Source organism: Mycolicibacterium aichiense, from assembly GCF_010726245.1.
In the GTDB taxonomy this organism is placed as follows: domain Bacteria; phylum Actinomycetota; class Actinomycetes; order Mycobacteriales; family Mycobacteriaceae; genus Mycobacterium; species Mycobacterium aichiense.
The window spans coordinates 71,467-83,477 of the sequence record NZ_AP022561.1 but is presented as its reverse complement, the minus strand read 5'-3'; the positions used below and the strand labels follow the sequence as shown (position 1 = coordinate 83,477).

The window sequence follows — 12,011 nt, the reverse complement described above, 5'->3', positions numbered from 1 at the left end:
CCGTCGATCCCGGCAAAGGCTAGCCACGGACCGAATCCGTTGCCGGATATACGGTTTCGCAGCGCCGAGTGGCAGCCACTCACATAGTCGAGCAGTGCCTCGGTATCGTCGGACAGATGGCGTCCGATCGGTCGGCCTCGGCGGCACGTCGCCGAGGGCTGAATATCACCCTGCGGGGTCGGCGCGACCCCGCCCCCGGAGCGGGCCAGCGCACTCGCGACTCAGCCGGCCTGGGAGACCGCCACACCCGACGGGTCCTCGACCTCACCATCCGGCTGGCCGAAGTGATGTTGTCGTCGGGATCGGGAACGGCCGATGTTGTGGCCACCGCCCAAGACGTGGCGCAGGCCTACCAACTCAATGACTGCGTGGTCGACGTATTCGTCACCACAATCTTTGTGTCCGCGCTACCCACCGCCGACAGTCCGCCGGTGACCATTGTGCGGTCGGTGCAGGCCCGCTCAACCGACTACACCCGGCTGGCCGAACTGGACGGTCTGGTCCGTCGCATCACCTCAGGCGGCGTCTCTGTAGACGACGCCCACGAGGCGATGGACGAACTGACGGCACAGCCCCATCCCTATCCGCGCTGGTTGGCGACCGCGGGATGGGCCGGTTTTGCCATCGGCATCGCGATGCTGATGGGAGGCACGTGGCTGACCTGCCTTCTGGCCGCGATGTCGGCAGCGCTCATCGACCGGGTCGCACGGGTGCTGAACCGCGCCGGCACCCCGTTTTTCTTCCAGCAGGCCGCCGGCGCCATGATCGCCACGATGATCGCGGTGCTGGCATACCTATTCGCGGGACAAGGTCCTACCGCACTGGTCGCTACCGGGATCGTGGTGTTGCTGTCCGGGATGACCCTGGTGGGCTCGGTACAGGACGCCTTGACCGGTTACATGCTGACCGCCGTCGCCCGGCTCGGTGACGTACTGTTCCTTACCGCCGGCATCGTCGTAGGCATCCTCGCCGGCCTGCAAATGGCCGCGCTTGCGGGCATTCAGATCGAGCTTCGTGTCGATGCCACCGAATCGTTTGTCATCCCGAACCGGCCGATTCCGATCGTGCTCGCGGTCTCCGGCGCCGCGTTGGCCGGCGCGTGCCTGGCTCTTGCCAGTTATGCCCGCCCGCGCGCGATGGTCACCGCCGGGGCGGTGGCCGGTCTCGCTGAACTGGCGTTGATCGGTCTTGGCAACGCAGACTTCGGACAAGTGGTCGCCACCGGTATCGCAGCGGCCGGAGTGGGCCTGCTGGCCACGTTTCTCTCGATTCGGCAGCAAGCGCCCTCCCTGGTGACGGCGACGGCAGGTATCACGCCAATGTTGCCCGGCCTGGCCGTCTTTCGAGCGGTGTTCTTCCTCGCCGTCGACGGTGACTACGTCGGCGGGGCGACCCAGGCTCTGGCAGCGGCCGCCACCGCGCTGGCCATCGGGGCGGGCGTGGTCATGGGCGAGTTGCTCGGATCCCCCTTGCGCTATCGCGCAGGCAGGATAGGCGACCTCTTCCGAGTCGAGGGACCGCCGGGCCTACGTCGCGCGGTCGGACGCGTCGTTCGACTGCGACCGGTTGCCGAGCGTCCCGCCCGACGCGCACCCCACCAACGATCGTGGAGCGTGGCGCTGGAGCCCACCCCGGCCGACGACGGCCAGCCTGAGCAGCCTCAGTCCGGTGACCGACCGGGCGCGCCGTAGCGCAGTCTGCTGAGGAGCGGCCGCACCGCGCGACAACTATTGCCCGCCCGTACCCGCCAGGCAATAGTTGCCGCCACGCAACAGTAGCCGCTCGTCAACAGCTGTTCGGGAGTTTCTTTCTCACTCTGGGTTTCGTCTGCCAGAGAACTGGGAACGCGCTGTGGGCGGATCTACCGCACCGATCAGCTACCCGAAGGAGGCTCCCTGTGGACGCCGGAGAAGACCGACCGCCGGTCGTCGACAAGGAACCCTCGCCGGGCGTGTTGAAGAAGGCCATCGCCGCCTCGGCCATCGGCAACGCAACGGAATGGTTCGACTACGGCATCTACGCCTATGGCGTCACCTACATCTCGGCGGCGATTTTTCCCGGGGACACCGAACAGGCAACGCTGCTGGCTCTCATGACATTCGCGGTGTCATTCCTGGTCAGGCCGCTCGGCGGGTTCGTATGGGGGCCGCTCGGCGACCGTCTGGGTCGAAAAGCCGTACTGGCCATCACAATTCTGCTCATGGCCAGCGCCACGTTCTTGGTCGGCCTGGTCCCGACGTACGCGACGATCGGGATCTGGGCCCCGGTTCTGCTGGTTCTGCTGCGGATGATCCAAGGGTTCTCCACGGGCGGTGAGTACGGCGGTGCGGCCACCTTCATGGCCGAATACGCTCCGAGCCGTCGTCGCGGCGTGTTGGGCAGCTTTCTCGAGTTCGGCACCCTGGCGGGGTTCTCCTTCGGCGCTCTACTGATGCTGGGCTGCTCGCTGGTGCTTGGCGACGACCAGATGCAGGCGTGGGGATGGCGGCTTCCGTTTCTCGTCGCAGCGCCACTGGGCTTGATCGGGGTCTACCTGCGGTCTCGGCTGCAAGACACCCCGGTGTTCCGCGAATTCGAAGCCCACGGCGATACCGAGGACCAGACGACGACACAATTTCGCGACCTCATCACCAGGTACTGGCGGCCGATCCTGCAGCTGGGCGGGATGGTCGTCGCACTCAACGTCGTCAACTACACGCTGCTGACCTACATGCCGACCTATCTGGAGAACGAGATCGGTCTCTCGGCCGACCAGTCGCTGTTGGTGCCGATCATCGGGATGTTGTCGATGATGGTCTTCGTCCCGTTCGCGGGTCTGCTCTCGGATCGGGTGGGCCGCAAGCCGCTGTGGTGGTTTTCGTTGATCGGGCTGTTCGTGGCAGGCCTGCCGATGTTTCTTCTGATGAGCACCGGCCTGGCGGGAGCGGTCATCGGGTTCGCAGTACTGGGATTGCTGTATGTGCCTCAGCTGGCCACGATTTCGGCGACCTTTCCCGCCATGTTTCCGACCCAGGTGCGCTACGCCGGTTTCGCGATTGCCTACAACGTCTCGACATCCCTGTTCGGCGGCACCGCGCCGGCGGTCAACGACTGGCTCACCACCCGCACCGGCGATGCCCTGGTTCCTGCGTATTACATGATGGGCGCCTGCGTGATCGGCGCGCTCGCCCTGATCAAGGTGCCCGAGACCACCCGCTGTCCGCTCAACGGCACCGCCATGCCGGGTACCGATGACGCACCTCCCCCCGTCGCCTACGAGAAGGTGACCGCCTGACCCGGCGGTTCATGGTGAGCCCGGACACGCAGGCGGGATAATGCGTCGATGCCACACGTTCATCGACACGGGCTCATCAAGCCAACGCCGGAAGATCTGATGGAAGACACCGGCTCGGGGCTGGACTACGGCACCCGCCCCGACCGGATGCTCGGCGACATCGTCGGCACCGATCGTTTTTTCGTGCGCAGCCACGCCGACACACCGGTTATCGATGCCACCGGCTGGAAGCTGCAGATCACTGGTGACGCTGTACGGCAACCGATTTCGCTCAGTTACGACGATCTGTGCACCGGTTTTCCGCTGACGTCCATCGTGCGCACCATCGAATGCGCCGGCAACCGGCGGGTGCAGTTCGGGCGCGAGGTGGGCCAGCCTTTCGAAGGCACTCAGTGGGGACGCACCGCGATCGGCACCGCGGAGTGGACCGGCGTGCGGTTACGCGACCTGCTGGAGCCGGCCGGAATCACCGCCAATGCCTGCGAAGTAGTGCCCGAATCGCTCGACTCGATCCGGGCCAGGCGCCCACTGCCGTTGGCCAAAGCCCTCGCCGACGACACCATCGTGGCGTGGGCCATGAACGGCGAAGAGTTGCCGCCTGATCACGGCTTCCCGGCACGGCTGGTCGTATCGGGATGGCTCGGTGCCGCCAGCATCAAATGGCTTGGCCGGATCGACGTCGCCACGCACCACGTCGAAGTTCCCTGGAACACCATCGATTACGTGATGATAGGTCCGGGCTATCCCGCCGAAGGCGACCAGGCTCGAGGGCCCGCCATCACCGAACCCGCGCTGTCCAGTCTGGTCGAACTGCCCTGGCCTGCACGCCTGAGCCCGGGCCCGCAGATCATCCGAGGCCGGGCGTTCGCCGGTGAGGCCCGGGTGACCGCCGTCGACTACCGGATCGACGACCACAGTTGGCAGAGCGCCACCATCACCTCGGCTGGTGAGCCTGGTGTCTGGGCCCGCTGGCAGTTCGTCTGGGACGCCGCGCCGGGCGACCACGTCCTACGAGTGCGCGCCTCCGACGACCGGGGCCGCGTCCAGCCGGATTCCACTCCCTGGAACGAGCTGGGCTACATGCACGAATCGGTTCTCGCCCATCCGATCTCAGTTGTCGATCGCCCCTGACCACCGCACCACGCGCAGCCCGCACCGAGCCGGTCGGCCCAACCTGACTAGGCTGTGCCAGTATCCCGATGACTGCTCTCACCCCCCTCCTCGACGACCCCGCCGATCTGTCCGCTGTTCGCGCGCTGGGCGCCGACCCGGACCGGCTGTTCACCACCTTCGCCGGCTGGGCCGAGGTCAACGGCACCCCGCTGTACCCGGCGCAGGAGGAGGCGCTGATCGAACTGGTCAGCGGCGCCAACGTCGTCCTGGCCACACCGACGGGCTCCGGGAAGTCCCTGGTCGCGACCGGGGCGTTGTACGCAGCCCTGGCGGCGGAGCGGCGAAGCTACTACGCGGCGCCGATCAAAGCTCTGGTCAGCGAAAAGTTCTTCGCGCTGTGCGCGACATTCGGCGCCGCGAACGTGGGCATGCTCACCGGCGACGCTGCGGTCAACGCGAGTGCGCCGATCATCGCCTGCACCGCCGAGATCCTGGCCAACATCGCGCTTCGCGAAGGAGCGGATGCCGATATCGGTGTGGTCGTGATGGACGAGTTCCATTTCTACGGCGACCCCGACCGCGGCTGGGCCTGGCAGGTGCCGCTCCTGGAGTTGCCGCATGCCCAGTTCCTGTTGATGTCGGCAACGCTCGGCGACGTCGGCTTCCTGCGCGAGGACCTCACCCGCCGCACCGGGAGGCCGACCGCTCTTGTGGCCGGCGCCGAGCGTCCCGTGCCGCTGTTCTACTCGTACGCGACCACACCCATGCACGAGACGATCACCGAACTGCTGCAGACGAAGCAGGCGCCGATCTACATCGTCCACTTCACCCAGGCGTCCGCCCTGGAACGCGCGCAGGCGCTGATGAGTGTCAACGTCAGCACCAAGGAGGAGAAGGCGTCGATCGCCGAGCACATCGGTAGCTTTCGGTTCTCGACTGCGTTCGGCTCGACGCTGTCACGCCTGGTCCGCCACGGTATCGGGGTCCATCACGCGGGAATGCTGCCCAAGTACCGGCGGTTGGTCGAACAGCTGGCGCAGGCCGGGCTGCTCAAAGTCATCTGTGGCACCGACACTTTGGGCGTCGGCATCAACGTGCCGATTCGCACGGTCGTCTTCTCGGCGCTGTCGAAGTATGACGGGACACGCACCCGGCTGCTCAATGCCCGCGAGTTCCACCAAATCGCCGGTCGCGCCGGCCGGGCCGGCTACGACACGGCCGGCACCGTCGTCGTGCAGGCGCCCGACCACGAAGTCGAGAACCTCAAGCAGTTCGCCAAAACCGCTGATGATCCGAAGAAGCGCCGAAAACTGGTGCGCCGCAAGGTACCCGAAGGGATGGTGCCGTGGAGCGAAGCCACCATGACGCGGCTGGTAGATGCCACCCCGGAACCCCTGACCAGCAACATGCGGGTGTCCACGGCGATGATCCTCGACGTGGTGGACCGCCCCGGTGACCCGTTCGTCGCGATGCGGCGACTACTCACCGACAACCACGAGCCCCGCAAGCGCCAGCTGCAGCACATTCGGGAGGCCGTCGGCATCGCCCGCTCGCTCCTGCAGGCCGGGGTCCTCGAGCGGCTCGCCGAACCACAACCCGACGGGCGCCGCTACCGGCTGACGGTCGATCTGCCGCGCGACTTCGCCCTCAACCAGCCACTGTCGACGTTCGCGCTGGCCGCGGTCGGCGTCCTCGATCCCGACTCGGAAACCTTTGCGCTGGATGTTGTTTCGGTGGTGGAGGCAACGCTGGAAGATCCGCGCCAGATCCTGGCCGCACAGTTGAACAAAGCCAGGGGCGAAGCCGTCGCCGCGATGAAGGCCGACGGCATCGAGTACGACGAGCGCATCGAACTGCTCGACGATGTCAGCTATCCCAAACCGCTCGAGGAGCTCCTCGCACACACCTTTGAGGTGTATCTGCACACCAACCCGTGGGCGGCCGACGCCCGCCTGTCGCCGAAATCCGTTGTCCGCGAGATGTGGGAGCGAGGATTCACCTTCCGTGAATTCGTCAGCGTCTACGGACTGACCCGGTCCGAAGGGGCGGTTCTGCGCTATCTGTCCGACGCGTTCAAGGCGCTGCGGTCGTCGGTGCCGACCGCAGCGCGGACCGACGAGTTCACCGACATCGTCGAGTGGCTCGGCGAACTTGTACGCCAGGTGGACTCAAGCCTGCTGGACGAGTGGGAGGAGCTGACCAGTCCCGACCAACCGCACGACGTCCCCGTGGCGGTGCCGATGCGGCCCCGGCCGGTGACCGGCAATGTGCGGGCCTTCACCGCCATGGTCCGCAACGCCCTCTTCCGGCGGGTGGATCTATTCGCCCGCCAGCGCTGGCACGAGCTGGGCGAACTGGATGCCGGTTCGGGATGGTCCGCGCAGCGCTGGCACGAGATCGGCGGCGACTATTTCGATGAGCACAGCGAAGTGGGCACCGGAGCCGACGCCCGTGGACCCGCGTTGCTGATCATCGACCGAGGACCTGACGTGTGGCGGGTGCGGCAGATCCTCGACGACCCCGCCGGCGACCACGATTGGGGCATCGCGGTCGAGGTGGACGTGGACGCCTCGGACGAGGCCGGGTCACCCGTGTTGCGGATCGTCGAGGTCGGCCGGCTGGACTGAACGTCAGCCTGATCATCCAGCCGCCCAGGCCGACATCCTCGGCCACCCTCCGCCTGGTCGCCAAAACGATTGGGCAGTAACGCAGAAGCCCCTCGAACGGTTTACCGGGTGCACGCGGACTCAGGATCTGGCTACTCACGCGAACTCTGGACGAGATCGACCGGGTGCCGCTATTGTCAGCATCGCTAAATATCTTGCGCGATGATGTGGGCGGGGGCCGACGTGACATCCATGAGGCGTGCTGGGCGAGTCACGACGTTCGGGTTCGCGGTCGGCGCCGGTTTGCTGATCGCCTCGGGCGCCGGAGCAGCGGTCGCCGTCGCAGCACCCGGCGATTCCGGCCACGCGTCATCCAGCAGTTCCGCCGCCTCGAGTGCGTCGGCATCGTCGGCGCGCTCAGCACGCCCGTCCAGCAATGCCGCGGCCAAGCCAAAGCCTGCGCACAGTGCCAGTGCCCGAAGCGGCTATTCGGCGCCCGTGGTGCAGCTGAAGGCGAAGCGGTCCCTTATTCCGGAAAGCACGGCGGTCACCCGGGAGTCCGACATCGTCGCCGCCGTCCCCGCCAAGCAAGGCTCGGCGAAACGCGCTGCGGCACTGCCGACTCCGACGCAACTGCAGCAGTCGATCACCGTCGGCTTGGATGCGGCCCGACGCAGCCTCGACGAGCTTCGCGAGAAGATCCAGACGCTCGTCCAGAATCAGATCGTCGGTTTCCGGGACAACCTGGTCACCCTGCGTATCGACCTCGATCGGCTGTTCCACCCGAACCGGCAGATCATCTACGGCAATGTGGCCAATAGCCAATATTGGGCGGCCGGCGGCGCGCAAACCTCGGGACTGATGGCCGCGGCGATGGTGATCAGCAAACTCACCGGGCAAACCGTGACCGCGCAGGACATCATCGCCGAAGCGACGAGCACAGACAGCGTTGCCCAACCCGGCCGGAAGATGTATCTGGGCACCGCCACCAACGACTGGGTGTGGGCACTTGATTCGGTGCAACTGATGGAGACCCATGGCCTCAAGGTGAGTACCGTCTACTACAGCAAATCCCAGCAACAACGCGCGTGGAACGGTCTGCTGGCCGGACTGTCAGACGGTAAGTCGGTGATCGTGTCGATCAGCGGCGACGTCCGCTCCGCGATAGATGGCAACACCGCGGTGTGGAACACCGAGCACCAGGCGGTGCTGCTCGGGATCAACATCAGCAAGAATCTGGTGTACCTCAACGACGGCGCCTACCCAGGAGGCGGCGGTCAGAACCTGACCATGTCGATCGATGACTTCTTGGACGCTTGGCAAGCCGGCCGTTACACAGCCATCTTCGCCGAATTGGCGCCTGCCACAGCACAAGCCATAGCCTCAGAAGAGAGCCTCGCAGCATGACTTCCATCAAGCGGGCTGGGCGAATCGCGACGTTCGGGTTCGCCCTCGGTGCCGGTTTACTGATCGCTTCGGGTGCGGGTGCCGCGGTGGCGAGCGCCGCACCCGATGATTCGAGTCATGCGTCGACGAGTAAGTCGTCTGCATCGAGTGCGCGCACGCACAAGCCGGTCGCAGCGGCCGCCACCCGCGCATCCGCCAGACCCAAGCCTCCCTCGGCATCGGCCGTGCAACTTCCGGCCAAGCGCACAACGGCAGCGACGAGCCCCTCCTCGCTGCGTTCAGTGAGCCTGGTATCCACCGACGCTCCGACCGCGCCGACCGCTTCTGCGAAGCAGTATCGGGCCCAACGCCTTCCCACACCGACCGAGATCGAACAGGCCGTTGTGGCCGGCCTGGACGCGGCCCGGCGGACTCTCGACACCATGCGCCGCGATTTCGAGCTACTCGTCAAGCATCAGATCGAAGGCGTCCGCGACAACCTGACGACCCTGCGCTATGACCTCGAGGCCATCTTCGGCCCGAGTCGACGTCCAGTGAATCCGGACATTCCGCCGGACGGCACATCGGGAATCATCGGGAACCCACTCGACAAGGTCGGCTACTTCATCTATCAAGACGGGAAGAACATCTGTCTCTTGGTGTCGTCGGCCATGGTCATGGGCCAGCTTCTGGGTCCCGACAAGATGCCGACCGCGGCCGAAATCATCAACGAAGCCGCGACGACGCCGAGCACTGTGACAGCCGGGGCCAAGATCTACGACCCGGTGGCGGACTCCTACGTGCAGAACGCCGACGCGTTGGCGCTGCTGGACGCGCACGGCATCACGGCGATGTCGACCCAGTACTCCAAGAACCAGGGCGACCTCGCCTACGCCAACCTCAAGAAAGCATTGATCGACGGCAACTCGGTCATCGTCACGATCAAGGCCCAGATCGCCTGGGGCCAAGGCACCCCTGACATGGCGTATTCGGGCGACCACGCCATCACGGTCTTGGGCATCGACACCGACAAGGACGTCATCTTCGTCAATGACGGTGCCTGGAAGAACGGTGGGCAGGGCATGGGCCTCCCGCTGAACACGTTCATGAAGGCGTGGCGGGCCAACGACTACCAGACCATCACCGCTTACGTCACTCCAGCCCAGGATTAGAGGTTTTGCGTCGTCGGCAAATACCATCGACGGCGCGATGAGTGATCACGACCTCGACATCCCGGCGGCGCCGACGACGGCTGCGGCGAACCGACTCGCGACCGAAGCCGGTCGCAGGCGCACTTTCGCCGTCATCAGCCACCCTGACGCCGGCAAGTCGACACTGACCGAGGCCCTGGTGCTGCACGCGCGGGTCATCACGCAGGCCGGTGCCATCCACGGCAAAGCCGGACGACGGGCCACGGTGTCGGACTGGATGGAGATGGAACAGGCCCGGGGTATCTCCATCACCTCCACGGCACTGCAATTCCCGTATCACTCCCCCGAGGGGCAGGACTGCGTCATCAACCTGCTCGACACCCCCGGGCACGCCGACTTCTCCGAGGACACCTACCGGGTGCTCAGCGCCGTCGACTGCGCCGTCATGCTGATCGACGCCGCAAAGGGTCTTGAACCGCAGACCCTCAAGCTGTTTCAGGTCTGCAAGCACCGCGGATTGCCCATCCTCACCGTCATCAACAAGTGGGACCGGCCCGGGCGCCACGCGCTGGAACTGCTCGACGAGATCCAGGCACGTATCGGCCTCAAGCCGACCCCGCTGACCTGGCCGGTCGGCATTGCCGGTGACTTCAAGGGTGTCCTGGATCGCCGCACCGGCAACTTCATTCGGTTCACCCGCACCGCGGGCGGTGCCACCGCCGCACCCGAGGAGCACATCGCACCCGAGCGTGCCCACGACGCAGCGGGCATCGACTGGGACAACGCGGTCGAGGAATGCGAACTGCTCTCCGCCGACGACGGCGACCATGACCAGGAAGCCTTCCTGCAGGGCGTCACGACGCCGGTCCTGTTCACCTCCGCCGCACTGAATTTCGGTGTGAATCAGCTTCTGGACAACCTGATCAGGCTCGCCCCTCCGCCGAGCGGCCAGGTCGACGTCGACGGCAATGTGCGGCCGGTTGACGCCCCGTTCAGCGCGTTCGTCTTCAAGGTCCAGGCCGGCATGGACTCCGCGCACCGCGACCGGATTGCCTACGCGCGGGTGTGTTCGGGAACGTTCGAGCGCGGGGACGTCCTGACCCATGCCGCAACCGGCAAGCCGTTCGTCACCAAGTACGCGCAGTCGGTGTTCGGTCAACAACGCTCCACGCTGGACAATGCGTGGCCGGGCGATGTCATCGGGCTGGCGAACGCGGCCGCACTGCGGCCGGGTGACACCCTCTTTCGCGATGTGCCCGTTCAGTTTCCGCCGATCCCGAGCTTCGCCCCGGTGCATTTCTCAGTCGCCCGGGGCACTGATCCGAGTAAGCACAAGCAGTTCCGCAAGGGGATCGAACAACTCGAGCAGGAAGGCGTGGTGCAAGTTCTGCGGTCGGACCGCCGAGGCGAGCAGGCGCCGGTGCTCGCCGCCGTGGGCCCGCTGCAGTTCGAGGTGACAAGTCACCGGATGGCCACGGAGTTCAACGCACCTATCGCACTGGACCCGCTGCCCTACACCGTGGCGCGCGCCGTCGATCCCGTGGACGCGCCGTTCGTGGACAAGCAGGTGTCCACCGAAGTTCTGACCCGCACCGACGGCGTCATGCTCGCCCTGTTCACCACGAAGTGGCGGCTGCAGGGCTTCTGTGAGGACAACCCTGCGGTAACGCTGCGCCCGTTGGTTGCCGCCGGCGACGACTGACCGCCAGGCGACTTCGGCGCGGAAACCGGCGCCAGGCCCAGGAAAGCGCGCCGAAATCGCGGGGTCGGGCTAGCCGTTCGCGGTGGCCAGTCCGGCCTTGACCTGCTTGGTCAGGTCATCGGCGAGGATCTCGGGCCGGCCGCTGAATAGTCCGTCCACCGCCAGCTTCGCCACCACTGCGGGATCGGCCTTCTGGTCGGCGGGGACAAAGGAGGCCATATCGGTGTCCATGAACCCGACGTGCAGGGCTGCGACGTGAACGCCCCTGGGCGCCAGTTCAGTTCGCAGTGCATCCGTCATGGCCCAGCCGGCCGCTTTGGCTGCCGAGTAGGCCCCGAACGACGGTGCGTGATACCAGGACAGCACCGACAGAACATTCAGGATGGAGCCGCCACCGTTCTTCTCGATGACCGGGACGAACTCGCGGGTGACGTTGAGCGTGCCGAAGTAATGCGTTTCCATCTCCAGCCGGATGTCCTCGATCGGTCCGCTGAGCAAATCGGCCTCTGTTGAGACGCCGGCGTTGTTGATCAGGACCGTGACGTCCTCGGCGACCGCCGCCGCCCGACGGACCGACTCCGGATCGGTGATGTCCAGCTGGATCGGCACCACGCCGGGCAGGTCGATCGTTTCGGGCCTGCGGGCCGCGGCGTACACCTTGACTCCCCGCGAGATCAGTTCGGCGGCGAACTTTCGTCCCAATCCGCGGTTCGCGCCCGTTACCAGCGCGGTGGTCTGCTCTGTCATCGAAGTTCTCCCTTTGCCGACGTCTTCTTTGG

The 12,011-nt window shown here is 66.0% G+C and carries 9 protein-coding genes; 7 read left to right on the top strand and 2 right to left on the bottom strand.

Translation table 11 applies throughout. The features are described 5' to 3' along the window. The first annotated feature begins 116 nt into the window (after nucleotides 1–116). The 4 genes from G6N32_RS00335 (at nucleotide 117) to G6N32_RS00320 (ending at nucleotide 7,014) form a co-directional block, all read left to right on the top strand. Nucleotides 117–1,691, top strand: a complete 1,575-nt coding sequence (locus G6N32_RS00335) for a threonine/serine exporter family protein (protein ID WP_115318935.1) — start codon at nucleotides 117–119, stop codon at nucleotides 1,689–1,691. Nucleotides 1,692–1,897: 206 nt separating this feature from the next. Next, entirely contained in the window at nucleotides 1,898–3,274 is a 1,377-nt protein-coding gene (locus G6N32_RS00330; protein WP_115317855.1) for an MFS transporter, read from the top strand. A gap of 48 nt (nucleotides 3,275–3,322) precedes the next feature. After that, entirely contained in the window at nucleotides 3,323–4,405 is a 1,083-nt protein-coding gene (locus tag G6N32_RS00325) for a sulfite oxidase (RefSeq protein WP_115317856.1), read from the top strand. 68 nt (nucleotides 4,406–4,473) lie between these two features. Beyond that, entirely contained in the window at nucleotides 4,474–7,014 is a 2,541-nt protein-coding gene (locus G6N32_RS00320) for a DEAD/DEAH box helicase (protein WP_115317857.1), read from the top strand. A 185-nt stretch (nucleotides 7,015–7,199) separates the two neighbouring features. Here G6N32_RS00320 and G6N32_RS28690 read toward each other — a convergent pair whose 3' ends face one another. After that, nucleotides 7,200–7,442: a hypothetical protein gene (locus tag G6N32_RS28690; RefSeq protein ID WP_232077412.1), complete on the bottom strand. Its 243-nt coding sequence runs from the start codon at nucleotides 7,440–7,442 to the stop codon at nucleotides 7,200–7,202. 49 nt (nucleotides 7,443–7,491) lie between these two features. Here G6N32_RS28690 and G6N32_RS00315 point away from each other — a divergent pair, with 49 nt between their 5' ends. From G6N32_RS00315 to G6N32_RS00305, 3 genes are read left to right on the top strand one after another with little or no spacing between them, the layout of a single operon-like run. Then, nucleotides 7,492–8,400, top strand: coding sequence for a C39 family peptidase (locus G6N32_RS00315; RefSeq protein ID WP_232077410.1), 909 nt, complete (start codon nucleotides 7,492–7,494; stop codon nucleotides 8,398–8,400). Then, complete coding sequence (locus G6N32_RS00310) at nucleotides 8,397–9,551, top strand: C39 family peptidase (protein WP_115317858.1); 1,155 nt, start codon at nucleotides 8,397–8,399, stop codon at nucleotides 9,549–9,551. Before G6N32_RS00315 ends, G6N32_RS00310 begins: the two co-directional genes overlap by 4 nt. A 37-nt stretch (nucleotides 9,552–9,588) precedes the next feature. After that, on the top strand, nucleotides 9,589–11,232 hold the full coding sequence (locus G6N32_RS00305; protein WP_115317859.1) for a peptide chain release factor 3: 1,644 nt from the start codon (nucleotides 9,589–9,591) through the stop codon (nucleotides 11,230–11,232). 69 nt (nucleotides 11,233–11,301) lie between these two features. Here the strand turns inward: G6N32_RS00305 and G6N32_RS00300 are convergent, their stop codons facing one another. Continuing rightward, nucleotides 11,302–11,979, bottom strand: a complete 678-nt coding sequence (locus G6N32_RS00300; protein WP_115317860.1) for an SDR family oxidoreductase — start codon at nucleotides 11,977–11,979, stop codon at nucleotides 11,302–11,304. Between the last annotated feature and the right edge of the window lie 32 nt (nucleotides 11,980–12,011).